Annotated in this window: 28 protein-coding genes, 1 tRNA gene and 1 pseudogene; 12 read left to right on the top strand and 18 right to left on the bottom strand. The window is 68.6% G+C overall.

The annotated features are described in order from the left end of the window. Positions 1–166: 166 nt before the first annotated feature. The 5 genes from MJQ72_RS21000 to MJQ72_RS20980 all read right to left on the bottom strand — a co-directional run bounded on the left by MJQ72_RS21000 (position 167) and on the right by MJQ72_RS20980 (position 5,215). The gene (locus MJQ72_RS21000; RefSeq protein ID WP_240601074.1) at positions 167–592 is read right to left on the bottom strand and encodes a hypothetical protein; all 426 of its coding nucleotides are present in this window, start codon (positions 590–592) and stop codon (positions 167–169) included. Further along, positions 589–1,155, bottom strand: a complete 567-nt coding sequence (locus MJQ72_RS20995) for a hypothetical protein (RefSeq protein WP_240601073.1) — start codon at positions 1,153–1,155, stop codon at positions 589–591. The genes MJQ72_RS21000 and MJQ72_RS20995 overlap by 4 nt, the downstream gene beginning before the upstream one ends. Further along, positions 1,148–1,321, bottom strand: coding sequence for a hypothetical protein (locus MJQ72_RS20990; RefSeq protein WP_240601072.1), 174 nt, complete (start codon positions 1,319–1,321; stop codon positions 1,148–1,150). The genes MJQ72_RS20995 and MJQ72_RS20990 overlap by 8 nt, the downstream gene beginning before the upstream one ends. 1,073 nt (positions 1,322–2,394) lie before the next feature. Further along, positions 2,395–4,176, bottom strand: a complete 1,782-nt coding sequence (locus tag MJQ72_RS20985) for an AAA family ATPase (RefSeq protein ID WP_240601071.1) — start codon at positions 4,174–4,176, stop codon at positions 2,395–2,397. A 962-nt stretch (positions 4,177–5,138) separates the two neighbouring features. Next, positions 5,139–5,215 (bottom strand) — tRNA-Ile (locus tag MJQ72_RS20980). Between the two features lie 222 nt (positions 5,216–5,437). Between MJQ72_RS20980 and MJQ72_RS20975 the strand changes: the two genes are divergently transcribed. Next, complete coding sequence (locus MJQ72_RS20975) at positions 5,438–5,593, top strand: hypothetical protein (protein ID WP_240601070.1); 156 nt, start codon at positions 5,438–5,440, stop codon at positions 5,591–5,593. Positions 5,594–5,618: 25 nt separating this feature from the next. Here MJQ72_RS20975 and MJQ72_RS20970 read toward each other — a convergent pair whose 3' ends face one another. From MJQ72_RS20970 to MJQ72_RS20940, 7 genes are all read right to left on the bottom strand, one after another. Then, positions 5,619–6,122 (bottom strand): hypothetical protein, encoded by a 504-nt coding sequence (locus MJQ72_RS20970; RefSeq protein ID WP_240601069.1) that lies wholly within the window; start codon positions 6,120–6,122, stop codon positions 5,619–5,621. 58 nt (positions 6,123–6,180) lie between these two features. Then, positions 6,181–6,945 carry a polyphosphate polymerase domain-containing protein gene (locus MJQ72_RS20965; RefSeq protein ID WP_240601068.1) on the bottom strand — a complete coding sequence of 255 codons (765 nt, stop codon included), beginning with the start codon at positions 6,943–6,945 and terminating at the stop codon, positions 6,181–6,183. Beyond that, positions 6,942–7,526 (bottom strand): DUF4956 domain-containing protein, encoded by a 585-nt coding sequence (locus MJQ72_RS20960; RefSeq protein WP_240601067.1) that lies wholly within the window; start codon positions 7,524–7,526, stop codon positions 6,942–6,944. The genes MJQ72_RS20965 and MJQ72_RS20960 overlap by 4 nt, the downstream gene beginning before the upstream one ends. A 60-nt stretch (positions 7,527–7,586) precedes the next feature. After that, positions 7,587–8,249, bottom strand: a complete 663-nt coding sequence (locus tag MJQ72_RS20955) for a response regulator transcription factor (RefSeq protein WP_240601066.1) — start codon at positions 8,247–8,249, stop codon at positions 7,587–7,589. Further along, positions 8,246–9,637 carry a cell wall metabolism sensor histidine kinase WalK gene (locus MJQ72_RS20950; protein ID WP_240601065.1) on the bottom strand — a complete coding sequence of 464 codons (1,392 nt, stop codon included), beginning with the start codon at positions 9,635–9,637 and terminating at the stop codon, positions 8,246–8,248. The genes MJQ72_RS20955 and MJQ72_RS20950 overlap by 4 nt, the downstream gene beginning before the upstream one ends. Before the next feature lie 9 nt (positions 9,638–9,646). Further along, positions 9,647–9,907 carry a hypothetical protein gene (locus MJQ72_RS20945; RefSeq protein WP_240601064.1) on the bottom strand — a complete coding sequence of 87 codons (261 nt, stop codon included), beginning with the start codon at positions 9,905–9,907 and terminating at the stop codon, positions 9,647–9,649. Between the two features lie 73 nt (positions 9,908–9,980). Continuing rightward, a complete protein-coding gene (locus tag MJQ72_RS20940) occupies positions 9,981–11,129 on the bottom strand; it encodes a N(5)-(carboxyethyl)ornithine synthase (RefSeq protein ID WP_240601063.1) in 1,149 nt (382 codons plus the stop codon). A 149-nt stretch (positions 11,130–11,278) separates the two neighbouring features. Between MJQ72_RS20940 and MJQ72_RS20935 the strand changes: the two genes are divergently transcribed. Then, the gene (locus MJQ72_RS20935) at positions 11,279–11,716 is read left to right on the top strand and encodes a DUF5994 family protein (RefSeq protein ID WP_240601062.1); all 438 of its coding nucleotides are present in this window, start codon (positions 11,279–11,281) and stop codon (positions 11,714–11,716) included. 9 nt (positions 11,717–11,725) lie between these two features. Here the strand turns inward: MJQ72_RS20935 and MJQ72_RS20930 are convergent, their stop codons facing one another. Next, positions 11,726–12,544: an NAD(P)H-binding protein gene (locus MJQ72_RS20930; protein ID WP_240601061.1), complete on the bottom strand. Its 819-nt coding sequence runs from the start codon at positions 12,542–12,544 to the stop codon at positions 11,726–11,728. Positions 12,545–12,681: 137 nt separating this feature from the next. Between MJQ72_RS20930 and MJQ72_RS20925 the strand changes: the two genes are divergently transcribed. After that, positions 12,682–13,827 (top strand): CaiB/BaiF CoA-transferase family protein, encoded by a 1,146-nt coding sequence (locus tag MJQ72_RS20925; RefSeq protein ID WP_240601060.1) that lies wholly within the window; start codon positions 12,682–12,684, stop codon positions 13,825–13,827. 58 nt (positions 13,828–13,885) lie between these two features. Beyond that, complete coding sequence (locus MJQ72_RS20920) at positions 13,886–15,049, top strand: FAD-dependent monooxygenase (RefSeq protein WP_240601059.1); 1,164 nt, start codon at positions 13,886–13,888, stop codon at positions 15,047–15,049. An 11-nt stretch (positions 15,050–15,060) separates the two neighbouring features. Here the strand turns inward: MJQ72_RS20920 and MJQ72_RS20915 are convergent, their stop codons facing one another. Beyond that, positions 15,061–15,534, bottom strand: coding sequence for a MarR family winged helix-turn-helix transcriptional regulator (locus MJQ72_RS20915; RefSeq protein WP_240601058.1), 474 nt, complete (start codon positions 15,532–15,534; stop codon positions 15,061–15,063). Positions 15,535–15,726: 192 nt separating this feature from the next. Here MJQ72_RS20915 and MJQ72_RS20910 point away from each other — a divergent pair, with 192 nt between their 5' ends. From MJQ72_RS20910 to MJQ72_RS20890, 5 genes are all read left to right on the top strand, one after another. After that, entirely contained in the window at positions 15,727–16,500 is a 774-nt protein-coding gene (locus tag MJQ72_RS20910; RefSeq protein ID WP_240601057.1) for an ABC transporter permease, read from the top strand. A gap of 147 nt (positions 16,501–16,647) precedes the next feature. Continuing rightward, positions 16,648–17,229, top strand: a complete 582-nt coding sequence (locus tag MJQ72_RS20905) for an RNA polymerase sigma factor (protein ID WP_240601056.1) — start codon at positions 16,648–16,650, stop codon at positions 17,227–17,229. Beyond that, positions 17,220–17,786, top strand: coding sequence for an Asp23/Gls24 family envelope stress response protein (locus MJQ72_RS20900; protein ID WP_240601055.1), 567 nt, complete (start codon positions 17,220–17,222; stop codon positions 17,784–17,786). Before MJQ72_RS20905 ends, MJQ72_RS20900 begins: the two co-directional genes overlap by 10 nt. Further along, positions 17,776–18,177: an Asp23/Gls24 family envelope stress response protein gene (locus MJQ72_RS20895; protein WP_240601054.1), complete on the top strand. Its 402-nt coding sequence runs from the start codon at positions 17,776–17,778 to the stop codon at positions 18,175–18,177. The genes MJQ72_RS20900 and MJQ72_RS20895 overlap by 11 nt, the downstream gene beginning before the upstream one ends. Beyond that, positions 18,174–18,479 (top strand): hypothetical protein, encoded by a 306-nt coding sequence (locus MJQ72_RS20890; protein ID WP_240601053.1) that lies wholly within the window; start codon positions 18,174–18,176, stop codon positions 18,477–18,479. Before MJQ72_RS20895 ends, MJQ72_RS20890 begins: the two co-directional genes overlap by 4 nt. Positions 18,480–18,539: 60 nt before the next feature. Here MJQ72_RS20890 and MJQ72_RS20885 read toward each other — a convergent pair whose 3' ends face one another. Then, positions 18,540–19,217, bottom strand: a complete 678-nt coding sequence (locus tag MJQ72_RS20885; protein WP_240601052.1) for a fasciclin domain-containing protein — start codon at positions 19,215–19,217, stop codon at positions 18,540–18,542. An 88-nt stretch (positions 19,218–19,305) separates the two neighbouring features. Further along, positions 19,306–20,862: a molybdopterin-dependent oxidoreductase gene (locus MJQ72_RS20880; protein WP_240601051.1), complete on the bottom strand. Its 1,557-nt coding sequence runs from the start codon at positions 20,860–20,862 to the stop codon at positions 19,306–19,308. 232 nt (positions 20,863–21,094) lie between these two features. Here MJQ72_RS20880 and argG point away from each other — a divergent pair, with 232 nt between their 5' ends. Both argG and MJQ72_RS20870 read left to right on the top strand, forming a co-directional pair. After that, positions 21,095–22,543: an argininosuccinate synthase gene (gene argG / locus MJQ72_RS20875; RefSeq protein WP_240601050.1), complete on the top strand. Its 1,449-nt coding sequence runs from the start codon at positions 21,095–21,097 to the stop codon at positions 22,541–22,543. An 88-nt stretch (positions 22,544–22,631) separates the two neighbouring features. Then, on the top strand, positions 22,632–22,862 hold the full coding sequence (locus tag MJQ72_RS20870; protein WP_240601049.1) for a hypothetical protein: 231 nt from the start codon (positions 22,632–22,634) through the stop codon (positions 22,860–22,862). A gap of 7 nt (positions 22,863–22,869) precedes the next feature. Here MJQ72_RS20870 and MJQ72_RS20865 read toward each other — a convergent pair whose 3' ends face one another. Together MJQ72_RS20865 and MJQ72_RS20860 are read right to left on the bottom strand one after the other, a co-directional pair. Beyond that, complete coding sequence (locus MJQ72_RS20865) at positions 22,870–24,123, bottom strand: SON protein (RefSeq protein WP_240601048.1); 1,254 nt, start codon at positions 24,121–24,123, stop codon at positions 22,870–22,872. 118 nt (positions 24,124–24,241) lie between these two features. Next, a pseudogene (locus MJQ72_RS20860) lies at positions 24,242–25,434 on the bottom strand (PQQ-dependent sugar dehydrogenase). Between the two features lie 343 nt (positions 25,435–25,777). On the opposite strand from MJQ72_RS20860, the gene MJQ72_RS20855 reads away from it, so the two are divergent. Further along, positions 25,778–26,275: a helix-turn-helix domain-containing protein gene (locus tag MJQ72_RS20855; RefSeq protein ID WP_240601047.1), complete on the top strand. Its 498-nt coding sequence runs from the start codon at positions 25,778–25,780 to the stop codon at positions 26,273–26,275. The last annotated feature ends 106 nt before the right edge of the window (positions 26,276–26,381 follow it).

Here is a 26,381-nt window from a genome sequence, read left to right as displayed (position 1 = left end):
CGGCCTCCCGTTCTGCACGGGGAACAGCCTCGTTCGCACGTGCAAAGAACCTATGGATCCGCAAGCTCCGTCAACACGGCCGGCGTGGGCGAACGACGATCACGCACGCAAAGCGTCAACCTAATTCACGAAATCGTTTCAACCCGAAAAATAAGATATACCTCAGTCATTCGGGCAATGCGCCGAGAACTATAATAACCTCCGTCGATTCGTCCGGATGGTCACCATAGATTGTTATCTTATTACGCTCACGCTCCACTGGCACTTGAAGGCTCAATTGCCGATTTGGGTCATAGATCGCAAGAGACGCCTTTGACAGGTGGATTTCGCCGTCGAACAGCAAGTTCAGTTGCCGGGCGTCCGCCGGCGCCTCTACGCATACAACACCAACCGGCCCACTGGCAGACTGCTGCACCGCTACGAAAACCGAGTCGGGCCCGCCGTGCACGCTCTGCGCAGCGGGATCCCAACCTGCATGATCGTCGTGACTGTCCGGTGCCGCGACCACGAGCAGTCCATGATCGAAGCGGGCAAGTCCTGCCCCATAGAGTCGGTCACCGTATTCCTCGATCATTGCCGAATCGATGTTCACTTGTACCAGTCCTGTCGCAAACCGTTCACAATTCCTCCTTGCCTGCGGGAACAATCCTTGCAATGCGGGTAGAGCGTCCACGGACCGTTCGGTGCCAGCCGATTAGGCGGGTTGTGGTCCCCGGTCCAGTGGCCGTCACGATAGCCAGATTGTCCTGCTTTGCAAGTGAAGCAGCCGTTGCGGTCGCCGGACTCGTTGACCATCTTCTGTTCGTGCGGCAGAACCTTGTCCCCTCGCTCGGCAGCCACTCCATCAGCACGTTGTCCCCGGAGACTTGGGCCGAGCGTTAGGTCGCAAATGTCATCCTGGTTCGCGTTGTGCACCAGTATCGGCGTGTTTCTCGCGGTGGCCGGTAGCTCGCCCTCGCCGCCATCGGCTACGCGCACATCGACGATCGCCGCCTTCGGGCCGATGGTGCCGTCAGGGCGCGCGACCATCGTGAGGTCTATCGGAACCCACGCATCACCGCGCCGCACCCGTTGAGGATCGAAGCTCTCCCGGCGGGTCACCGTGCCATCCGGATTGGCGAAAACCTCGGCGTACTCGGTGGTTTCCTCAGGCACCACCACCGATTTGCCGGAATTCCCCGCCGCGGCCAAACGCCGCGACCACCGCGGGCGCCTCCCCCGACACCGCGGCGGGTTCCGCAGCCACCGACACCCCGGAAGCGTCGACGACGAACGTCAGCGCCAAAGCCACCGCACCCAAGGCACGCCGAGCAGAGCGCACGACTTCCTCCCCAAAGTCCCACACCGAAGCAAGAAGACGCCGCCCAACAGGCAGGCAAGTAACCCCTCGCAATGATCGGATGAATAAGTATCAACGCCGACCAGGCCAGTCAAAACAAGATAGAACGCAGTCATGTTAGTTATCGACATGACCGCGCGGTCAACGCCGATCTAGATGGCAACCTCCTTATCTCACGTGCACTTTCGAGTCATGACAAGGAATCCTGAATGGACAACTGCACGCGTTAGCCGATCTTGCTGTGAGTAACACAACAATCACCCGCCATCGGACCACTGCTCCAATTGGTCCTGGTGCGCCGCCCTGAACGAAAGCCGCCGGACGCCACAGCCGCTGTCTAAGCCGACAGGCCCACTGCGCCCGCTGCCTCGCCCTGATCGGCCGTCTCGCTGACATCAACAGATCGCAGCGCACGACCAGCTATGACCCCAGTCAGCTAAAACGGCAAGTTCACCACGACTCACCACGCACCGTCATCTGCACACGATCATGAGAAAGAGCCGCAGTACACGCCCTAAACCGGTAACCGTATCCAGCTAGGCCACCCTCGCATGTCTTCAGGTGGCGTCCGCAGCCGTGCCGGCCTCACACACGATGTCAACGCTCTTCGCCGTGACCGCGTAGGCGACTGGGTTGTCCTCACCGAGCGGATCGGCCTCGTACCCGCGTGACCACTATCGATTCCCGTGTCTCCGGCGGAAGCCCGTGTCCGGTTCTCGAGCCGCGAGGGCGCAGGCTTCGAAGGACGCGGTCCAGATCGGGCGGCTTTCAGAGTTCGAGAACCGGTCCCGCTTCGAGGGAACACTTGCGATCGCGATCTTCTCCAACGTGGCGTTTGGGTGATGGTCAAGAACGATTCCATCGCCCGTTCTCGCGTCGAGCGGCCTCGGCCGGGTGAGTGCAGATCGTCTCCAGGAGTTCGGCGCGGGACCCGAAGTGATAAGTGATCGTGTTGTGTGCGGCGCGAAGGGCGTTCGCGACCGTGCGAACAGAAAGCCCCTGCAATCTGCCCGGTTCTGCGCACACTGGGCAGACGACATGGCCGTCTACCGAGGTCAGCTTGTGTCCGAGTCGGGTACGTCTACGGCCTCGATCGTGTGGACCGCCGCAGCAAGCTCGACTATCGGCAGCCGCATGATACGCGCGGCGAACCGACGCTCGGTCCTGCTGAACAGGTCGCGCACCGCCCGAGCATTCCCGAACTCGAGGCCTTGTGATTCGGCTCTTTCTCTCAGTTCCTCCAGCCACTGTGCAGCTCGCGCCAAGGTGCCCGCTGCCAACTGATAGCCGCGCGCCTGGGCAAGCTGCTCGAAGTTCTGGCACAGTTCCGCGGACGTGAATTCAGGGAAGATCCATCGCTCGCCGAATTGCGAGTCCAGCCCTTCGTTGAGGCGCAAAAACCCTTCCATCAGCTCCGCATAGCCTCCGGCGATCACCACAAGCCTGCCCCGGTACTCCTCCATGATGGCGACCAGCTCGGTCGCCGCCTCCTGGCCGAAGTCGTTCGCCTGGCCCAGCGCGTAGGCCTCGTCGATGTACAACACGCCATCCAGCGCCTTTAGGGCCGTCTCCCTGGTCTTGATCGCCGTCTGGCCGACATAGCCTGCCACCAGATCGCGACGGCTCGCGACCACCAGATGCCCCTTGGCCAGCAGGCCAACCTCGGCGAGCACCCGACCTGTCAAGCCAGCCACGATTGTCTTGCCGGTGCCGGGAGGCCCGACGAACAGCAAATGCGGGGCGACCGGTCGCCCTCGGCCGTTCGGCTGCAATCGGCGTAGCTCGGCGAGCGCGACAAAGCCGCGCACGGCGTTCTTTACCTCGACTAGCCCGACCAGTCCGTCCAGTTCGGACAGAATCTGGTTCAGTGGCGCCGCATCGGCCAGATACGGTGGGTGGGGCTCGGGTGTATCCAGACGCCGCAACTCCTCACCACGTACTACAAACAACGCTGACTCCGCCGGAGGAACATCGGCCAGGATCGCGTGCTGCGAGCCCTCCAGCTGAGAGGCATCCAGATACCCTGTAGCGGTGTCGCCTGGGCGCGGCGGTCGTGTCGTCGACGCCGCACGAGTCGTCGTGGACGGCGGCGTGGTATCACGGATCCCGGTCAGGAAGCGTTGCACCTGGCCGTAGACCACCGAGCCGCGGCCAGCCGGTTTGGAAATCGTGAAGTGGTCGGCGTCGATCGCGATCGGGTCCGCACCGGCCACACCAGGGTCGGCGGAGCCCGCGTCCACGACCTGCACACTGAGTGTCTTGTTCGCCTCGAAGAACGCAAGGCTCACGATGCCGGTCTTGAACACCCAATGCCTGTACCACACATTCAGATCTCGCAAATGTGCGGCATTGCGCGCCAGATCCTTTCCGGCCGCGGTCGTGCGCAACACAGTCTTCAAACCGGTCAGGACCTTGGCCATGTCGGCGCCGGTGTGCGGGGTGGCCAGAAACACCACACCGCGCGCCATAGCGGCGAACGACGCGAACGTGGAGCTGCTGTCCGCGTGCCGCAGCATCTGCTTGGCCAACAGCCCGCCCATACTGTGAGTCACGAACACCAGCGGGCGCTCGCCCACACCCACGTTCTGCAAAGCCGCCAGAACGTTGACCGCCCGATCCTGAATCGGCATCGCCCGCCCCAGCCATCCCGACGGCGAGGCCGCGTACCCCACCGACCACACCGCCACACCAGGCACGTCCTGACCCAGCCAGTCCGGCCAAAACGCCTCACCGTTCATCCACGTCGCGCGCGCATCCCCACCCAGACCATGCAGGAACACCACGTCCACCACCGGCACGTCAGGCATCACCACCGAGAAGACGTCGGTCTCGGTCACGATTTACCCCCTCCTCCAGCACGTAAGATAGCCCCGCACGGGCACCCAGCGAGCGCTACGGCGCCGGCAGCTAGCCGTGTCCCGGGAGCGGTTGCCACGACCCGCTCTTCTAGCAGGCCCTGCAGGGGCTGTGCCACGAGTGTGGCCACTTCAGACCACAACCACTCCAGCCGACCAGCAGGTTCTCGATAACCGCAGGTCAGCACCCTGCCCAAACCTGACTGGCAGTGAGGGGTTCAAGTTTGCTGTTCTCGCACGCCAGGAGGTTCCTCCTGAACGACTCCACTTCCCGCAAGGCGATACGGACCGCCGAAACCGGCCACGCGGGAGTACCACGCGCAGCCGCCATCTTCATCGCGCCTCGCGCACCTCGACGGAACCCCGGCGCTCAGTTGACCCGATCGGAAGCCGTTGATGCCGCAGGTAGGCGGCGTCAACGGGAGCGCTGGACAGGCGGCAAATCTGACCTGGGCTTTGCTCCCCGCTTGGACCCGAACCAAGGTCTCCGCCCGACGCCGGGTTGTTCGAAGCCAAAGCGGACAACGAGTACACCCACGGCCCCGAACAGATCGAACTCGCCAAACACCAGCACGACGCCGGGCTCGTGGCTCCATCGGGTACGCCACGCCCTACCTCAAGTTCACCGCCTGAAGTGACCGCGTCGATTCCAAGATGCGCAGTGCGAGGGTGAAACCGTGTACGTCGCCGGCCTTCTGCTCGAGAACACGAATCACACCCAGCTTGTCCAGCTATGGAAGCGAAGGGCTCCAAAGCTACTGAAGTCCCCCACCACAGCGGTTGTGACGAGGAAGCAGAAAGGCTGTTACACCACCCACCGGCTCCGCAAAGCACTTTCTCCTACTATCGGCACACCGGAGCAAACGTAAGCAACCGCGATTAACGCCGAGTCGAAATTGCCGCCGAGGGGCTAACATCCCGGCAGGTCGGCGACGATGTCGATGTGGTGGGCCGGGTCGGGCTCGAACCGACGGCCAAGGGATTATGAGTCCCCTGCTCTAACCAACTGAGCTACCGGCCCCAACGGTGCCCTGACACCTCCGCGGGAGCAGTCCCAGCCCGAACAGCGGGTTTGCGAACGCACAGAAGTCCCAGTTCGCTCCAAGCTATCACAGCGTTCACCTGCCCCGATCGCCTAGGCCGATCAGCTGGTTTCCGACGCCGGGCAAAGCCGTCTCGTCTAGGTTTCAGGGACCAGCGCCGGGCGGCACGCCGTCCGGGCCCGTCGGGCAGGGAGGCGCTCGTGGCGAATCCGGTCGCCATCGGGCTCGGTGTCGTGGCGGTCGTCGCCATCGTGTTGTCACTGAGGGCGAGCATCCGGGTACTGCGGCGAGCCGGTCTCCGGATCGACGCGATCCTGTCCGACGAGCTGGACGACCGGCCGCCGCGGCCCCGGTAGTCGATTACCGGTCCTCTTTGGACGGTCAGCTGCCCAGGCCCGAGCCACCTCCCAGGGTGGTCGTGCCAGGAGGCGTCGTTGTCGGCTCCTGTGTCGTGGTGGGCGGTCGCGTTGGTGAGGTCGGCGTGGTCTTCGTCGGGGTCGGGGTCGGGCTGCTCGTCACCGGCGCCCCGCCATAGGCCGCATAGCTGAACCAGATCGCCCCGCCCACCTTCGGCGTGGTCTGGTCGAACATCGCCCGCACCTTGAACGTGGTGGCCGTGTACGAACCCTGCACCGTGTTCAGCATGTACGCGTTGAACTGCCCCGGTGTGTTCGCCGAGACGACCACCACCGCCGGGACCGCGCCCAGCGCGTGCTGCACGGTGCACATCCCGGCGCCGTCGGTCACGCACGACGTCTCCGCGGCCTGCACGCTCGGCGCCGGCGACGGGCCGACGGCGCCGGACGTCCCGGCGAACACCGTGCCCCCGGCCGCCGCGACGGCCAGCCCCGCCACGGCGAGCGCGGCCTTCTCCCTGGTCCTCATGTTCGTCCTCCCTCGCTCGGAAACCCGAAAGCAAGGGTCGGCGCCGGTGCCGCGATCGTTACGCCACCCCGAGCCGCCGCAGCGCCGGCCGCCACCGGTTCCCGCCGGTCGCCAGCCCCAGCGCCACCAGGCCCGCGCAGTACTTGCTCACCGACTGCTCCCGGATCCGCAGCTTCGCCAGCGCTTCGGTGACGCTGTTGCGGTCGGAAGCCGACTTCACCTCCAGCAGCACCAGGTCGTCACCGGCCGCCAGGCTCCGCGGGCCGGAACGCCAGACCAGTGACGTGTCGCAGGTGATCCGCGTGTCGGCGGTGACGAGAGTGGTCCGCCGGTAGTCGGTGACCAGCGCGGGGATCAGTGGCCTGGGCGCGGGGCGGCCGTAGGCGGCGGTGAGGGCGTCGTCGAGGAACGTCAGCGCGGACGCGGTCAGGCCGTGCGCCGCCTCGGCCGGATGCGGGCGGCGGACCTTGACCGTTTCGTCGCGCCGTCCGCTGACCTTGAGCTCGCAGTAGGTGTCGGCCGAGTCGGTGTAGGTCCGCGTGCGGATCTTGAACCGGCGACGGCGGTCCTGCCGGTGCGCGCGGAAGATCGCCAGGTCCGGCGTGTCGAAATAGGTCGACGAGTAGCCGAACACCCGTTGCGCGCCGATCTCCAGGCAGCGGAGCGACAGCACGTCGGCGACGGCCAGGAAGTCGTTGAGCGGCAGGACGTACTTGCGATCCGTCCGGCTCATCAGCCCGCTCGTGGCGACGACTTCGGCCAGAGACAGCGAAGGAAGCCTTTTCGCCACCGCCGCGACGGTGGCGGTCCCGCGCCCGCTCACCGGTGCCCCGCCGGAGCACCGTGGACGACCGCGGCGGCGTCCGGCCGGAACCGGACGTCGACGACGGTGACCTCACGGACATAGTCCACTTCGGACACGGTGTGCCGCACGACCGTGCCGCCGAGCCGTGCCCGCAGTTCCATCAGCATCGTCTGCTCGTCGGGATACACGGTGTCGAGCACGACCGTCCGCCGCTGCGGGCCGCGGGTGCGCGACGGGTGGTCGGCGACGTACATGACGGCGAGCAGCAGGACGTTGAAGACGGCGACGATCCGCCAGTCCGCGGACGGCAGCCCGTTCACCAGGCCGAGCACCAGTGCGACGAAGTAGTACGCGACCTCCTGCTGGCTGATCGAATCGGAGCGCAGCCGGATGATCGACAACACGCCGAAGAGACCGAGCCCGAGCGCGCTCGCGGTCGACACGGACAACAGCACGGCGACCGAAACGCAGACGCCGACGTTCAGCGCGAGATAGGCGCAGGCGAGGTCACCGCGGTGGTGGCGACGGGCGTAGATACCGTAGGCGAGGATCACGGCGGCGACGAGATCGACGGCGAGATGAAGCAATGTCGTGGTCATGGAAACCACTGTGCGGCCCGTGAAAGAGACCGTCGTGAGATCCCGATGAGAACCGTCTCATCAGGACTCACCGAGCCGGTAACCCATCCCCCGCACGGTTTCGATCCGGTCGGCGCCGATCTTCCCGCGCAGGTAACGGATGTAGACGTCCACCACGTTCGAGCCGGGGTCGAAATCGAAACCCCAGACCCCGCCGAGCAGTTGCTCGCGGGACAGCACCTGGCCGCGGTTGCGCAGCAACGTCTCCAGCAGCGCGAACTCGCGGGCGGTGAGGTCCTTCTCCTCCCCCGCCACCGAAACCCGCCGGGTGCGCAGGTCGAGCGAGAGGTCCCCGGCGCGCAGCACCGCCGGTTCGGCTTCGGGGTTTCCCCTCAGCCGCAACCGGATCCGCGCCAGCAATTCCTCGAAGGCGAAGGGTTTCGCCAGATAGTCGTCGGCGCCGCCGGACAACCCGGCGACCCGGTCGACGACACTGTCCCGCGCGGTCAGGATGATCACCGGCACCGTCCGGCCCGCCGCGCGCAGCGCCCGCAGCAGATCCGAGCCGTCGAGATCCGGGAGACCGAGGTCGAGGACGACCAGGTCGTGCGCGCCGGTCAGCGCCTCGGTCAGCCCCTCGGAGCCGGTTTTGACCCAGCGGGTCGCGAAACCCTGCGCCCGCAGGCCCTTCTCGACGAAGGCTCCGATCCTGGCGGAGTCCTCCACCACGAGCACACTGGTCACCGGTCCGCACCTTCCGCGACGGGGATCTCCATGGTGAATGTCGCGCCTTCGCCGGGCACGGTGTCGAGCAGCACCCGGCCGCCGTGCGCTTCGGCGATCGCGGCGACGATCGCCAGGCCGAGCCCGGCCCCGTCGTCGCCGCTGGAGTTGCTGCCGCGTTTGAACCGTTCGAAGATCCGGCTCCTCGAATCCGGCGGGACCCCTTCGCCGGTGTCACGGACCCAGAGCCGCGCCGTCGTCGCCGTCACCTCGGAGCCCAGGGCGATCTCCTGGCCGGGCGAAGTGTGCCGGACGGCGTTGGAGACCAGCTGCAGCAAGGCCTGCGCGAGCCGTTGACCGTCCGCGTGGACCTTCACTTCGGCCACCGCGTCGAGCCGCCAGACGCGGTCGGCCAGCGGACGGGACTTGGCCAGGGTCTCGACGGTGAGGTCGGCGAGGTCGGTGTCGCCGGGTGCGAGGAAGTCGGGGTTGCCGGATTTGGCGAGCACCAGCAGATCGTCCACGATCCGTTGCATCCGCCCGAGCTCGTCGAGGACCAGGCGCCGCGTGGCCGCGTTCTCCTCCGGGTCTTCGCCCATCAGCTCGATATGACCGCGGACGATCGTGATCGGCGTGCGCAGTTCGTGCCCGGCGTCGTCGATGAAGTCGCGCTGCCCGGCGAAGGCGCTTTCGAGCCGGTCCAGCATCGTGTTGAAGGTGCGTCCGAGCGCGGCGACGTCGTCCGAGCCCCGGACCTCGATCCGGCGGGAAAGATCGGTTTCGCCGATCTGCTCGGCGGCCAGGCGCACCTCCCGCACCGGCGCGAGGATGCGGCCGGCGACCAGCCAGCCGATCAGCCCGGCCAGCACCAGCGCCGCCCCGGACATCGCGGCCATCACGCCGACGACGTCGTTGATCTCGCCCGCGGCGTGGTCGACGAACTCGACGATCACCAGCGCGCCGCGACCCGGTGAGCCCTCGATGGTCACCGGGACGACCCCGTAACGCGCGGACCCGACCGCGGTGGTGACCGTGCCGTACGCCGGGCTCGTGGCCAGGGAGAGTTCGGCGACGAACTTCGGGTCGGTGTCCAGGCGGACCGGTGGCTCGATCGCGCTCCGCCTCGACGCGACACCGTCGCTGATCGAGAAGAACGTCTCGTACTTCTCGGGCAGATTCCGTTCCAGGTGGCGCCCGAGGACCGCCTCGACGGTGGCGGGCTGCCCGGCCGGGCGGGCGTCCGGCGACGCCAGGAAGGCACGGAGTTTGCCGGTCTCGTGCGCGATCTCGTTGTCGAGGCGCTGGTCCAGCTGGTTGTGCAGGACGGTCCGGGTCGCCAGCAGCGACCCGGCGAGCGCGAGCAGCACGACCAGCAGGACCCACGCGAGGATCCGGGCGCGGGCGCTCAACGGCCCGGCTCAGTCGTCGAGGTCGAAGTGGTCATCGGCGTCATCAGGGTCATCATCGACGTCGTCGTCGTGCCCGGCCAGCCGGGGCGGGACGACGGCGGGCGGCGCCCCCGCTTCACCCGGCCCGGTGACGACCTGCCCGGCCGGGGCGATGACGGCCGGACCGAGGTCAGGTGGCGAGGCAGCGGTGGCCGCGATGACGGCGAACGTGCCGGTGGCCGCCACCACGACGGCGGCGACCCCGGCCAGGACGATGATTCGGACTCGCATGTCACCCAGGCTGCCCGGCGAGGGTGAGCCGTCGATGAGGGCTCGATGAGAACTTTCTCATCGAGCCCGCCGCTCACCTGTGCGCGTGCGGGTACTCCGCCGACCGATGCTGGAAGGCCAGGATGTCCGGATTCCGGATCGTGCCCTCGCTGATCTCGATCGCCCGGTCGAGCGTCGGATCGGCGGCCCACGCGGATCGCCCCGCCAGCACCTGCCTCAGATGCGGCAGGAGCGCACCACTGATCTCCCAGGTCGCCGAGTCCCAGAGGTAGGACGGGCTGTGGTCGACGGCGTAGTAGGTGAGGCCGCCGACCTGGAAGGTCGGCTCCGTGAACGTCGTCGGCTTGGCCCAGCTGAACCCCATGCCCTCGTCGCAGGAGACGTCGACGACGAGGCTTCCGTGCCGGAACGCGGCGAGGTCCTCCTCGTCGAGGAAGGTCAACGGCGCCTTGGTGTCCTGCAGTACGCAGTTGACGACGATGTCGTGCCCGGCGAGGAAATCCGCCAGCGGCACGCGACCGTCCTCGGTGATCGCGTGACTACGGCGGAGATCCGCCGGGCCCTTCAGGTCGTGGTCGAGATGCACGATGTTCGCCGAGTGGATCGGCGACCCGACCGCGGTGACGCCGCGATGGGTGAGGACGTGCACGTCGTGGATCCCGTGCGCGTTCAACGCCGTCACCGAACCGCGCGCGGTCGCGCCGAAGCCGATCACGACCGCGCGAAGGCGACGGCCGTAGTCGCCCGTCGCGCCGATCAGCTGAAGCGCGTGCAGCACCGAGCAATAGCCCGCCAGCTCGTTGTTCTTGTGGAAGACGTGCAGGGAGAAGGAACCGTCACGGCGCCAATGGTTCATCGCTTCGAAGGCGATGAGGGTCAGCTTCCGGTCGATGGCCAGCTGGGTGAGCTTGTCGTCCTGGACGCAGTGCGGCCAGCCCCACAGGATCTGCCCCGGCCGGAGATCGGCGAGGTCACCGGCGAGCGGTTTCGCCAAAAGGACGATGTCGCAGTCCGCGATGAGCCGCTCGCGGGTGCGGAGGCCGGCGACGAGCGGCGCCAGTTCCTCGTCCGGGATTCCGAAGCGGTCGCCGTAGCCCTGTTCGAGATAGATGCTTCGCCGGAGATCCGGGTCGATCCGTTCGAGATGGCGCGGATGGATCGGAACCCGCCGCTCGTTTTCTTTGCGCGAGCGGGAAATGACGCCGAGAGTGAGCTGGTCCACGTGGGGCCCCTTAATTAGACCTCAGTCTAAGCACAGTGGGCCGCGACGGCGTAGGCTCGGTGGTGTCCGAGAGCATTCCGTGCGCGAGCGTTCGAGTCCGCGTCGTCCTCGGCCCCATCCGGCCACTCGGCCCGGGACGGAGCACCGCCATGAAGACGGTCCCCACCACGAACACCGCCGCTCATCCGGAACACGTCGCCCGGCTGCGCCTCAAGCCCACGGCGCCCGCGACCGGACACGTCGACGGCGCGTGGTGGCCCGCCTCCCGTGACCTCGCCACCGAACTACCGTTCCTGCTGGTGGTACTGGCCGTCCAGCTGGAGCGCGTCGAGCGGGTGACCTACAACCTCACGGCCTGGCCACCCGCTCCCCTCCGGCTCGCGGTCGAGAGCGGCAAGGTCCGGCTCGAAGGATTCCACTCGCAGCACACCGACACCGTGACGGTGATCGGCACCGCGGGCAGGCGGCGGCTGACCCTGCTGGTCGTCCCGCCGGAGACCGAACCGGACCTCGCACACCGCCTGCTCATGGCCGCGGCCCACCGGGACAGCACCGGCGACATCGAGACCCTGCTCGCCGCCGGTTGACGGCGATGGTCACTTGAACGCCGCCGCGTTCCGCGCCGCCCATTCGGCGAAGGTGCGCCCCGGTCGCCCGAGCACCTTTTCGACGTCGGGGCTGACCCGCAGTTCGTCCTCCGTGGGCGTGCCGAGGATGGAGAGCGTGGCCTCCACGACCACCGGCGGCATGAACTCCGACATCGCGGCGCGGGCCTCGGCTTCGCTCAGTTCGGTGAAGCGCAGCGGCTCGCCCAGCGCCTCGCCGAGGTCCGCCGCCTGCCGCCGGGGCGAGATCGGCTCGGGTCCGGTGAGCACGTAGGTCCGGCCGTGGTGCCCGGGTTCCCGCAGCACGGCCGCCGCGACGTCGGCGATGTCGGCCGGGTCGATCACGGGCAAGGCGACGTCGCCGAACGGTGCGGCGACGACCCGATCGGCCCGGATCGCCGGCGCCCACTGGAAGGCGTTCGACGCGAAACCGCCCGGCCGCAGCACTGTCCACTCCGGACTCGAAGCCTTGACCGCCGCTTCGAACGCGGGCGCGTGCCGCCCGGTTCCGACGCCTTGGGAGGACAGGAGCACGATCCGCGCTCCCCCGGCCGCCGCGATGATTTCCGCGACGTCGCCACCCGCCGCCATGAATTCTCCCGACGTCAACAGGAAAACCCGATCCGCGCCGTCGAAGACCTGCTTCAATCCGTCGGACCTGGTGAGGTCGGCCTGCACGGCCCGCACGCCGTCGGGCACGTCCGCCGCCGAGATCCGGCGCGACACCGCCGTCACTTTTTCCCCTGCGGCGGCAAGGGTTTCCACCAGCAGCCGTCCCACGTTCCCGGTCGCTCCGGTCACCACGATCATGGTCTCTCCTCGAATCACGTTGCGTTGACGCGACCGAAGCTACCTTCCTGGGGATAGTAGGTACCTAGAGGAAAGTATCGGGTTCGTGAGCGCGATCACAACTTCGAAGAAGCGAGCGGCCGCTTAGGGTCGGGTCCATGTCCGAAACCGCGCTCGGCCCGCTTCGCGTCCTCGACTTCTCGCGGGTGCTCGCCGGCCCGTTCGCCACCATGCTGCTGGCCGACCTCGGCGCGACCGTGATCAAGGTCGAGCGGCCGGGTACCGGCGACGACACCCGCAGCTGGGGCCCGCCCTACGACGCGACCGGTCAGGCGACGTACTTCCAGTCGGTGAACCGGAACAAGACGAGTGTGGCGCTGGACCTCGGGAATCCGGACGACCTCGCCCAGGCCCGCGCGCTCGCGCTGGAGGCCGACGTCGTGGTCGAGAACTTCCGGCCCGGCGTGATGGAGCGCCTCGGCCTCGGCCCGGAAACCTTGCTGGCGGCCAACCCCGGCCTCGTCCTGTGCTCCGTCACGGGTTTCGGCACCGGCGGCGGCGCCGCGCTGCCCGGTTACGACCTGCTCATCCAGGCCGTCGGCGGACTGATGAGCATCACCGGTGACCCGGCGGGCGAACCGCAGAAGGTCGGCGTCGCGCTCGTCGACGTCCTGGCCGGGCTGTTCGCGAGCGTCGGCATCCTCGCCGCCCTGCGCCACCGCGACCGGACCGGGCAGGGCCAGCGCGTCGAGATCGACCTGCTCTCCAGCCTGCTCGCCGCCCTGGTCAACCAGGGCAGCGCCTACACCTCCGGCGGGACGGTCCCGGCGCGGATGGGCAACCGGCATCCCAGCATCGCCCCTTACGAACTCGTCCCCTGCGCCGATCACGAACTCGCGCTCGCCGTCGGCAACGACCGGCAGTTCGCGGCGCTGTGCGAGGTCATCGGCCTGCCGGAACTCGCCGAGGACAGCCGGTTCGCGACCAATCCGGCCCGGGTCGCGAACCGGAGCGAGCTCCGCGCACTGCTCGAAGACCACCTGGGCAGGCGCCCCGCGGCCGAGTGGGCGGCGGAGTTGAGCGCGGCAGGCGTGCCCGCCGGGGAGGTCAACGACGTCGCGGGCGCGTTCGCGCTGGCCGAACGGCTCGGGCTGGCCCCGACGGTCGATCTCCCGCGGCCAGACGGCACCTCCGTGCGGCTGACCCGCAACCCGATCGGGCTGTCGGCGACACCACCGCGCTACGAGACGGCGCCGCCGGACGTGCCCGGGCAACTCACCCTTCCCTTGCCGGGCTGGAGCTGACGGGGAGCGGTCAGCGGGCTGTCAGCGCTTCGTCAACACCGGCCGCGAAGCTCCTGCCATGACGAACAGGACAGTCCTCATCTCCGGCGCGAGCATCGCCGGTCCCGCGCTCGCCTTCTGGCTCTCCCGCCAGGGCTACGCGGTCACCGTCGTCGAACGGTCGCCGGAACTGCGCCCCGGCGGCCAGGCGGTCGACTTCAAGGGCGCGACCCACCGCACCGTGCTGGAGCGCATGGGCATCCTCGACGAGATCCACCGGCACCAGACCGGCGGGCTCGACCAGACCATCATCGACGCCGAGGAGCGGCCGCTCGCCGTCCTGCCCGGCGAGTTCACCGGCGGCGACGTCGAGATCCGGCGCGGCGATCTGGCCCGGATCCTGTACGACCGGACCTCGTCGGACTGCGAGTACGTCTTCGGCGACTCGATCACCTCGCTGACCGAGACCCCCGACGGGGTCGACGTCACCTTCGAGCGCGAAGCCCCGAGGCGGTTCGACCTCGTCTTCGGCGCGGACGGCATCCACTCCACCGTGCGACGGCTGGCGTTCGGCCCGGAAGCCGACTACGTGGAGCACCTCGGCCACTACTACGCCCTGGTCGAGACCGGCGAAACCGACGGCGGCCCGGCCGTGATGTACAACGAGCCCGGCCGGATGGCCGCCACCGGCGGGCCCAAGGCGACCGCGTTCTTCGTGTTCGCCTCGCCCGAGATCGGCTATGACCGCTACGACATCGGCAGGCAGAAGGAGATCCTGGCCGCCGCGTTCGACGGCGGCGGCTGGCGGCTGCCCGAGCTGATGGAGGCGGTGAAGCGCTCGGACGACGTCTACCTGGACTCGATCGCCCGGGTCAAGATGGACGGCTACTCCACCGGACGCGTCGCGCTCCTCGGCGACGCGGCGTACGGCAACACGCTGGGCGGCTTCGGCACCGGGCTCGCCATCGTGGCCGCGTACGTCATCGCGGGCGAACTCGCCGCCGCGGACGGCGACCACGAACTCGCCTTCCACCGGTACGACGAGAAGTTCTCGGGCTACGCCAAGATCGCCCGCAACGCCAACGCCGGGCCGTTCCTCGCGCCGCCGACCGCACTGCGGATCAAACTGCGCGACCAGATGTTCCGGCGACGGCTCCTGCTGCGCGGGATGCTGTGGGTGACCGACAAGTTCGCCACCGACATCACCCTCGACGAGTACCCCGCGCTCGTCCGGCACGGCTGAAGCGAGGCCGGTCAGAGCGGCGGCGGGGCACCCCGGCCGCGGTCGTTCACGGCTCCGTGGCCGGCGACCTGGAGCAGCAATCCCGCCGCCACCCGCACGATCTCACGTTCCGCGGGGGTCAGCGTTTCGCCGAGGGCCGCGGCCAGCCAGCGGTTGCCGTCGCGGACGTGTGCGCGCAGGGCTTCGCGGCCGTCTTCGGTGATCGCGATCCGCTGCGCCCGCCGGTCGTGCTCGTCGGGACGCCGGACGACGCGGCCTTCCGTCTCGAGCGCGTTGAGCACCCTGGTCAAGGACTGCGGCTGCACTCCCTCGATCGCGGCGAGCGCGCCGACGGTCAGCGGCCCGCTGTGCCGCAGGTTCGCCAGTACCGACGAAGCCAGCCTGCTCAGGCTCCGCTCATCGCCGGGCTGCTCGGCGCGGAGCCGGGACGACAACCGCGAAACGGCCCAGCGCACCGACTCCGCGACCTGCGTGGCTTCACTCATGATACAACGCTAACACTTGGCAATACGGCGACTCAGGACGCGATGGCCGCCTAAGCACGCGTGTCGTCCATCGGATCACAAGTGCCGTCCGTACAGTCACGCGAAATCGCCGATTCGGTCGCGTGGCGAGTGCTCGACCCCGAGGTCCAGCGGTCCTCCCTGACCGAAAATCAGCAAGCGTAAGCTTCGTATATGACCCCGAGTCCGTGGCGCGTGTTCTGGGGCCTGCTGGAACACGATCTGCTCATCACCCGGAAGCAGCTCGGCGGCGTACTGGCGCAGGTGCTCATGCAACCCCTGCTGATGCTCCTCGTGTTCGGAAAGGTCCTCGGCGCGCTCGGCTACACCCCGCCCGGCTACGCGCGGCTGCTCCTGCCCGGGCTCGTCGCGCTGAACGCGTTCTTCGCCGCCGCCCAGAACGCGTCCTTCCCGCTGGCCATGGAATTCGCCACCCGCACCATCGAGAACAGGCTGCGGGCACCCGTGCCGCTCGCCTGGATCGTCGTCGAGCGGATCTTCGCGGCGGCGTCGCGCGGCGTGGTCACGGCCGTCTTCATGGTCCCGGTCGGCGCGCTCGTGCTCGGCGAGTTGTCCTGGCGGGCGGCCGGTCTCCCGGCGGCACTCGGCTACACGGTGCTGGGCGCGCTGGCGGGCGGCGCGGCCGGGGTGACGATCGGCTCACTCGTCTCCCCCGCCCGGATCGGGGTCACCTTCTCGCTGGTGATGCCGCCGTTGCTGTTCACCGGCTCCGCCCAGTTCCCGTTCCCCGAGCTCACCGCCGTCCCCTGGTTCCGCGCCCTGTGCGCGCTGAACCCGATGACCTATGTCAGCGAGGGCCTGCGCGGCGCGCTGACCCCGGAAGTCGCCCACCTGCCCGCATGGCTCTGCGCGTCCGCGCTGGTCCTCGCGCTGGTCGTGCTCACCCCCGCGGGTCTCCGGGCGTTCCGCCGCCGGGCGATCACCTGACTTCGGCGTGCGCGATCCGCCGGGCCGTGGTCGGCTGGATCGGGTTTCCCGCGTGACGTTTCCGGGGAAGCGGTGTCTTACGGGTGACCACCTGCCCGGGTGGGGTGAAGGGAGCTTCGGCATGACGGCGCTGCACAGGTGCGCTCGATGACGACTTCGGCGAGAACCGAGCCACTCGCGGCCGGCGAAACGGTGCTGGACGACGCGACGCTCGTGGCGCGCGCCCGCGACGGCGAGATCCGCGCGTACGAGCAGCTCGTCCTGCGGTTCCAGGGGCCGATGTACCGGCTGGCGCTGCGGATGCTGGGGAACAAAGGCGACGCCGAGGACGTCGTCCAGGAGGTGTTCCTCGTCGCCTGGCGGCGGCTCGACCAGCTGCAGGAGGACGCGGCGTTCGTCGGCTGGCTCTACCGGATGACGACCAACCGGTGCCTGAACGTGATCCGCGCCAGGAAGCCGGTGGCCGACGTCGAGCTGGATCAGCAGGAGTCCACCGGTTCGGCGGGACGGCCGGATCGCGCGGCCGAGACGAGCGCGCAGATGGCGGCGCTGACCGGGGCACTCGACCAGCTGACCGCCGAGCAACGGGCCTGCTGGCTGTTACGCGAGGTCCACGGGCGCTCCTACGAGGAGATCGCGAAGGCGATCGGGGCGACCACCACCGCGGTGCGCGGACGCATCGCGCGAGCACGAGCACAGTTGGCGGAGGTGATGGCGCCATGGCGATGAACCACGCGACCCGCGACTACCTGCTGCCGTGCGGCCGTGATGTGGAACAGGTCTGGGAACGGCTCGACGAGGTCGACGCCGGCCGGGCGGACGCGCACGAACTCGACTGCCCGCATTGCCGGGCGGCCCGCGAGAGCCTTCTGGTGCTGCGGGGGCTGACCAGGGAACTGGCCGAAGACGACGCCGAGCCGTCGCCGGATCTCACCAGCCGCATCATGTCCGCGATCCGCGCCGAGGTGCGGCGTCGCGATCTGGTGCCGCTGGCGAGCCCGGAGCCGGGCGAGGTCCAGGTGAGCGATCAGGCGGTCGCGGCCGTGCTGCGGTTCGCCGCGGACTCCGTCGACGGTGTCCGCGCGCGGCGCTGCCGGGTGCTGCCCGCACCGGACGTCGCCGACCCGCTGGCCGTGAACGTGGAGCTGAACCTGGCGATCGCGCATGATTTCGACGGTGACTCGCTGGACGTCGTCCGCGAGCGGGTCACGGCGGCGGCGGGGGCCAGGATCGGTCTCCGCCTGGCCCGGCTCGACCTGGTGGTGGAGGACCTCTATGACGCGTGAGCAGGCACCGGCCCGGCACCTGGTCGAGACGGTGATCGCCCCGCCGGTGGTCGCGGCGGTCGCCGCGCACGCCGCGGCCCGGGTCCCCGGCGTGGTCCGCCTGGAACCCGGGCTGCGCGGGCTGGCCGGCTCGCTGACGCGGATCGCGCGGCAGCGGATCAAGGGCCTCGAACCGGCGCCCACGGAAGGCGTCCGCGCGTTCGTCGAGCACGACCCGCCGGACGTGCGGGTGGAGATCGACCTTTCGCTCTCCGGCCTGGACCAGGCCGCCGCGACCGCGCAGGCGGTGCAGCGGGCCGTGGGCAAAGCGGTCACCGAGGCGACCGGGCTCACCCCGTCGGCCGTCTCGGTGTCCATTTTGGACATCGAAATCCGTGGAGGACTGTTGTGACCGCACGTTCCGAACTGACCGCCTCACTGCTCAGCACCCTCCGCGGGATACCGGGGCTGCGCGCGGCCACGCCGTCCACCACGGCCGCCGCGGCGGCGGTGCCGTGGGATCTCGACGTGATGGCCGTCGACGTCTCCGAGCACGTCGTCGAGATCCGCGTGGTCGCGCTGGAGGTGCCGATCCCGCCGCTCACGGAGGCCGCCGGGGCCGCTTTGCGCCCCGTGCTGGCCGGAACCCCTTGGGAGAACGCGAGTCTGCGGCTCGTGGTGACCGATGTGGACGCCGCCGCGCTCGTACCCTGACATGAGGATCGCGGTGGCCGCGCCCGAAGGCGTGACCACCGCGATCCTGGGGGCGGGGACCTAGTTCTTGTTGGTGCCCGGGGTCAGCACCTTGTCGATGACGAACACGGTGGCGTTCTTGGTGGGGATGTTGCCGCACAGGACCTTCGCGCCGTTGACGGTCATGTTCTCGCCGGAGCCCTCGATCTTGACCGGGCCGCCGGCGGTGTTCAGGCTCTCCACCGACTTGGCGGACTCCAGACCCTTGGCGTCGTACCGCTTGCCGACGACGTGGTACTGCAGGATCGGGGCCAGCTGATCCGGCTTGCCCGCCAGCTCGGTGAACTTGGCGTCGCCCAGCGCCTGGAAGGCCGGGTCCGCCGGGGCGAACACGGTGATGGCCTGCTGGCTGTTGAGCGTGTCCACCAGGTTGGTGGCCTTCACCGCGGCGACCAGCTTGGTCAGCAGCGGGTTGGTCGAGGCTGCGCTGGCGACCGGCTGCGGGCCCATCGAGTCCAGCGAACCCGGCGCACTGCCCTGCGGGAGCTGCGAACAGGCCGGGCCGAACACATCGGCGTTGGTGGTGACCCCGTCACCGGAAGCGGCACTGGACATCGGGGCCGACATCGACGAGGACGGGGCGGGCGCGGGGGCGCTGCTGGAGCTGCCGGACGAAGCGCTGTCGTTGCTGCTGCAGGCGGCCAGGGCCAGCGCGGTGACCGCGGTGAAACCGATTCCTGCGACGCGAAGCTTGTTCACGGAAAATCACTCCATTTGTTTTTCGGACTCTTACCGGGTATTCGGAACCACCGCGAAATCGGATTGCCACCCTTTCGAGTGACGCCGATCACCGCGCGGTGAAACTGATGACGTGCCAGCCGGTCGCCCCGTCGGGAACGGTTCCCGCGCGGGCGTCGGTCTGGGTGTAGCCGGATTTGTCGACAGCCCGGACGGTGACCTGATGGCTGCCCGCCGGAACGTCGAATTCGGTCCACCACATCCGCCAGGTGTTCACCCCCACCTCGCGGGAAAGCGTTGCGGGCAGCCAGCTTCCGTTCGCGCCGAGCCGAACTTCGACCCGTTCGATCCCGGTGTGCTGCGCCCACGCGACACCCGAGATCCGGACTTTGCCGGCGGGTACCGTTTCGAATCCTTTCGGACTGTCGATCCTGGACTGCGTTTTGATCGGGGCCTGTTCGCCCCAGCCGCGATCCAGCCAGTACGCGCGGCGCGCTTTCCAGGTGGTGATCTCCAGATCCTTGACCCATTTCGTCGCCGAAACATAGCCATAGAGACCGGGGATGACCATGCGCGCGGGAAAACCGTGCTCGACCGGCAGCGGTTCCCCGTTCATCCCGATCGCCAGCATCGCGCCCCGCTCCGGGTCGAGCGCGGCGACGACCGGGCTGCCCGCTGTCCAGCCGTCGACGCTGGTGGAGAAGATCTGCTCGGCCCCGGGCTGGACCCCGGCCTCCCGCAACAGCTCCCCGAGGTCCACGCCGATGAAGTTCGCCGTGGACACGTAGGTGCCGCCGACTTCGTTGGACACGCAGGTCATGGTGATGGTGCGCTCGATCAGCGGACGGCTGCGGATGTCGTCGTAGCTGTACCGCTTTTCGTCGCGCACCATGCCGTGCAGGCGCAGACTCCAGTCCTCGGCCCGGACCTGCGGCACGGACAGCGCGGTGTCGACGCGGTAGAAGTCGCGGTTCGAGGTGAGGAACGTCGGCGTGCCGAGCTTCGCGAAGTCCGCGTCGGCCGGGATGGGCGGCGCCGGCTCGGCGGGAACGAGCCGCCCGACGGCCGCCCGCGAGGACTCCGCGTCACGTGTGCCGGCGAGGAGCTGCCCTCCGGCACCGGCCACCCCCGCGGCGACGACGGCACCGGCTCCGGCCAGCAGCACCGACCTGCGTGACGGCGCGGTGCCCGAGGCCTCGACCTGGGGCTTGACCGAGGCCAGGCGATGCAACCAGAGGAACACGACGACCCCGCTGATCAGGCTGGCCAGCGGGGCGAGCAGCGCGACGATCGTAAGGTCGGGGCGCTGCGACACGGCGAGTCCGCCCAGCAGCCCGAACGCGGCGATCAGCACGATTCCCGGAACGGGTGACCGGCGCGAGACGATCCCGGCCGCGGCGGCGGCGAGCACCATCACCACGGCCATCCCGGCGAGCAGCACGAGCTTGTCGTAGACGCCGAACGTGCGGACCGCGAAGTCCTTCAGCCCGACCGGCGTCAGATCGATCGCCCCGTTGCCGACCGCGAGGTACGGCGAGGCGTTGGCGCTGATGAACCCGGCCACCAGATGGCCGGCCGCCAGCGCCGCGGCCAGGGCCACGACACCGATCAGCGCCGCCCCGAAGAAGGGGAGGCGTGGTTCCCGAACGGCCCGCGAAGTCTTCATGCCAGGTATTCGCGGCGGCCGCCGCCGCGGACAGGTCAAGACCCCGAAGACGTAACTCGCGTGCTTAAGGACGTAACTCGCGTGCTTGAAGGCCGCACACGAGAAATACGCCTTCAAGCACGCGAGTTACGCCTTCAAGCACGCGAGTCACGTCTACGCCCGGCCACCCGCCCGAGTTGCCCCGCTCACCCCGGCTTGCATGGTCATACACTCCTATGCATATACTTCCATCATGTCCAAGGTACTCACCTCTCTGCCTGTCGGCGAACGCGTCGGGATCGCCTTCTCCGGCGGCCTCGACACCTCGGTAGCGGTCGCGTGGATGCGCGAGAAGGGTGCAGTGCCGTGCACCTACACCGCTGACATCGGCCAGTACGACGAACCCGACATCGCGTCGGTCCCGGGCCGGGCGAAGGCCTACGGCGCCGAGATCGCGCGCGCCGTCGACTGCAAGGCCGCGCTGGTCGAGGAAGGTCTCGCCGCGCTGTCCTGCGGTGCCTTCCACATCCGCAACGGCGGGCGCACCTACTTCAACACGACCCCGCTCGGCCGCGCGGTCACCGGCACCCTGCTGGTGCGCGCGATGCTCGAGGACGACGTCCAGATCTGGGGCGACGGCTCCACCTTCAAGGGCAACGACATCGAGCGGTTCTACCGCTACGGCCTGCTCGCGAACCCGTCCCTGCGGATCTACAAGCCGTGGCTGGACGCCGCGTTCGTCAGCGAGCTCGGCGGCCGCAAGGAGATGTCCGAGTGGCTGCAGGCCCACGACCTGCCGTACCGGGACAGCACCGAGAAGGCCTACTCCACCGACGCGAACATCTGGGGCGCGACGCACGAGGCCAAGTCGCTGGAACACCTCGACACCGGTATCGAGATCGTGAACCCGATCATGGGCGTCCGGTTCTGGGACCCCGAGGTCGAGATCGCGCCCGAGGACGTCACGATCGGCTTCGAGCAGGGCCGGCCGGTGACGATCAACGGCAAGGAGTTCGCCACCGCGGTCGACCTGGTCCTGGAGGCCAACGCGATCGGCGGGCGGCACGGGCTCGGCATGTCCGACCAGATCGAGAACCGGATCATCGAGGCCAAGAGCCGCGGTATCTACGAGGCGCCGGGTATGGCGCTGCTGCACGCGGCGTACGAGCGGCTCGTCAACGCGATCCACAACGAGGACACCCTCGCCAGCTACCACAACGAGGGCCGCCGCCTCGGCAGGCTGATGTACGAGGGCCGCTGGCTGGACCCGCAGGCGATGATGCTGCGCGAGTCGCTGCAGCGGTGGGTCGGCGCGGCCGTCACCGGCGAGGTCACCCTGCGGCTGCGGCGCGGCGAGGACTACTCGATCCTCGACACCACCGGCCCGTTCTTCAGCTACCACCCGGACAAGCTGTCCATGGAGCGCACCGAGGACTCGGCGTTCGGCCCGGTGGACCGGATCGGCCAGCTCACCATGCGGAACCTCGACATCGCCGACTCGCGCGCCAAGCTCGAGCAGTACGCCGGGCTCGGCATGGTCGGCGGCGGGCACCCGACGCTGATCGGCGCCGCGCAGGCCGCGTCGACCGGCCTGATCGGGGCGATGGACGCGGGCGGCGCGCAAGCGATCGCCTCGCGCGGAAAGGCCTCGGGCGACGACGAACTGCTCGACCACGCCGCGATCGAATCCGGCACGGACTGACCCGGACGAACGGGACGCGAAAGCGCCGGGCGCGCGGCATCGAAGCCGTTCGCCCGGCGCTGTTCTCTATCCGGTCAGGGTCTGTGTGATGTGCAGGTCGCAGCCCTCGACGGTCAGGACGTCGCAGTCCAGTTCGACCGGTCCGGCCGACGGGTGGTCGATGATCTTGCGGGCGGATTCGTGCCGTCCGACGGCACCACAGCTCGGCGATCAGCCGGGCCGGCCGCTGATCGGCCGGGTAGCGGGCGGCCGCCGAACGCAGATCCGCGACGAGCACCGATTCGGCCCGACCGGCGGCTACTTCGACGTCCCCTGGTGACCGGGTGTCAGTTGCCGCCCAGCTTGGACCGCCGCTGCCCCAGTTCGTCCATCAGCCGGGTGATCTCGACCTGCCCGATCGCTTCGGCCAGCACGGAAACCGACGCGATGCTCTCGATCCGGTACTGCACCGGCACCCCTCCCGACGCTCGCGACCGGGCTTCCGCGTCCGCCTTCTTCTCCGCCTCGACGGCCGAGAAGACACTGCCCGCCCCGCCGTTGACGCAGCTGATCGAAGCCGAGCCGTTCAGCGGCAGGGTCGCCGTGTTGCGGCAACTGCCCGCCGACCGGCCGCCGATGGTGACGTTCGCGGTCATGGTGGCGTTGACCTGGCCGGTGACCTTCCCGCCACTGTTGGCCGACGCGGAGTTGGACACGTTCGCGGTCACCGTGCAGCCCGAGCCGCCGCACGCGACCGTGGCCGCGCCGTCCATGTCGAACCGCACGCCGGTGTCGACCGCGCCGGACAGCTTCTGGGTGTTCGCCATCAGATTCTCGTAGACGGCCACGGTCTCCGCCGGCGACAAAGCGTCCACATCGGACTCTCCGAGACCGGCGCCGGCGGGCATCTGCGGCTGTGATTCCACGCCGGGCATGGAGGGCATCTTCACCGAATAGCGGAGAAGCCGGTGCGGCGCCTCCTTCGAGACGTACAGGTCGCCGGCGGGCGTGCTCGCCTTGATTGCCGGGACGTCCCGAATGCTCTGGTCCTCGGTGATCCCGTCCGCCCGCTCCAGCGCCTCGCGCAGCCGGGCGGCGAGCTTCTCCGGGGACTCGAACTGCTGCAGGACCGGGCCGAACAGCGCGTCCTCACCGGTGATCCACCGATCCTTGAGATCCTCGGCCTCGGCGGACTCCGCCCGCGCCCCCGGCAGCAGGCCGTCGGGCGCCTTGAAGAAGACCTTGCCGCCGACGACGAGGATCTCGATCTTCTTGCCCTGGAAGGACATCGTGCCGGAGGTCTCGCCGTACGCCGTGGTCTTGACGTCCGTCTCGATCATCCCGCCGACCGCGGAAGTGCTGTTCCGGACGGCGGGCGCCGAGGAAAGGCCCGCCAGTGCCTGCTCGAAGGGTTCGCGGCCCGCCTTCGAGGGCCACAACAACCAGGTCGTCAGACCCGCGAGGAGCACCAGCACCAGCCCCGCGATCCCGGCGAACAGCGGCCACCGGGGTTTCCGGACGGGCGGCGCCGGTACCGGTTGCGGGACCCAGCCCTGCGGCGGCGGCCACTGCGCGCCTCCGGGTGGGAATGATTGCTCCACGTCGCCCTCCATCACTGAATTCACCGAACGAACCCAAGCTATGGAGGGAGGATGAAAACTTGATGAAACGCGATCGGGTCCCCTGCCGCGCCGGGCGGACGCGGCAGGGGAAGCCGGGTCAGCCCTTGCGCGCGAACGAGATCCGGTGCAGCCCGCCGGGCTGCTTGTCGGCGAGGTACAGCTCGCCGTTCTGATCGGTGCCGAGCGTGGTGGCGTCGAGCGGGAACTGGCCGATCCGGGCGCTTTCGTAGCCACCGTCGGGTTTCTTGCGGACGGCCCAGGCCGTTCCCTGGCAGAAGTCGGTGGCGAGGTAGGTACCGCCCGCCAGCGAGGCGTACTTCCGGCCGCGGTAGACGTGCCCGCCGATCACCGCGCAGCCCTCCGCGCCGGAGATGTAGTGGAAGACCGGTTCGGTGTAGGTCACCCCGTCCTTGCAGCGCGTCTCGTCGAACACGACCGGCCCCTCCTTGCAGGACCAGCCGAAGTTCGCGCCGCCCTTGCCCTTGGCGAGGTGGTCGACCTCCTCGAAACGGCCCTGGCCGACGTCGCCGATCCACAACGAACCGTCGGCCGGGTCGAAGGAGAACCGCCAGGGATTGCGAAGCCCGTACGCCCAGATCTCCGGCCGCGCCCCCGCGACACCGGCGAACGGGTTGCCCGGCGGCACGCAGTACCGCAGCGGACGGCACTCGCGGCCGACGTCGACGCGCAGGATCTTGCCCAGCAGCGTGTCCAGCCGCTGCCCGCTGGCCAGCGGATCGCCGCCTCCGCCGCCGTCGCCGATCCCCAGTAGAGGAATCCGTCCTGGCCGAACGCCAGCTGGCCGCCGTTGTGGTTGGGGAACTCGGCATGCGGCTGGGTGATCAGCTCGGTGAGCTCACCGGTGTCGAGCCGGACCCGGGACAACGTCACCGCGCTGTCGGACTTACGGGTGTACGCGACGTAAGCCCGCCTGTCCTTCGCGATCGCGAGCCCGAGCAGCCCGCGTTCGACGTCCGCGCCGTTCACCTTGTCGCTGATGTCCAGTACCGGCTTGGTGGCGAGCCCCGTCCTGGGGTGGTAGGCCCGGACGACCCCTCGTTTCTCCACGACGAGGATCCGGCCGCTCCCGTCGTTCAGCGCCGTGATCGCGGTCGGGTTCACCAGCCCGGACGCGACCTTGGTCGCCGTGGCGGTCAGCTCACCGAGCGGAACACCCCGCGCTTCCAGGGTTTCCGCGCTGCTCGCGGCGCTCGCGGCCGGGAGCAGCGCGCCCGCCAGGGCGAGCCCGGCCACCAGGGACAACCCCCGGCGGAGGTGCCGTCGCGTCATGAGGGACTCCAATCGCCAGTGAATGGTCTGGTCCAATTCAACAGCGATCAGGGGAGCGGCGGTACCTCCATACGCGAGAATCCCGTTGGTTTCTTTCCGCCGGACGGGTCGAACGCCTCCGGGGGATGGAGTTGCGGTCCGGAATCTCCCCGAATAGGGGCCATGCGCCCGCCAGTTCGTCGACAACACGCCGGTGAAGGGTGACACATTCGAGTGAAATACCCGGTCGGCGGTGTGAGACTGAGTCCTCCGTGCACTTGTCTGGAGGATCGAAATGGAGCCTGGACGACCAGGATCCACGTATCGGACGACGATCGATCGGCGGCGGGGCGGCGATGATCCGGTGACCGAGAACGACGACGACCCCCAGGGCGAACCTGCCGAGCTCGCCCGCCTCTACAACGACGGCGCGACGATCGAAAGCCTGGCCAAGCGCTACGCGCTGAGCTATCAAAAGGTTCGAACCACCTTGCTGGCCGCAGGAGTCACACTGCGACCACCGAAGATCCAGCTCCCTCCTACTCCGCCGGGGCTCGTCAACGCGTACCTGGCCGGCAGGAGCATTCGACAGCTGGCGGCCATCCACGGCATGAGCTACAACCAGACTCGCCGGATCCTGCTCGCGGAAGGCATCGTCCTCCGTCCCGCGGACGGCAATAGCCGCCCCGATCCGACTAGAGGTCCGGTTCTCCGGATGGGCGCCACATCCGGAGAACCAGGATCCTATGTGCACCGCACGACGATCACCGTCACGCTGCGTACACAATCCAAATGCCGGGTCCGTTCACGGTCGACTGCGTCCTTTCACGTCGTATATCGTGTGTCGACTCAGCAAGATTAGGTCGAATCTTTGCGGTTACGAAGCACTCGTTCAGGTATCGAGCAGGGTATGACCGGTGTTCTTGTGAGTTACGGCGGCAGCCTACAAGCTCCCCACAGAGCACCTT

The organism is Amycolatopsis sp. EV170708-02-1, assembly GCF_022479115.1.
Lineage (GTDB): Bacteria > Actinomycetota > Actinomycetes > Mycobacteriales > Pseudonocardiaceae > Amycolatopsis.
The sequence above is the reverse complement of the archived record's forward strand: the minus strand, read 5'-3'. Positions and strand labels throughout refer to the sequence as shown.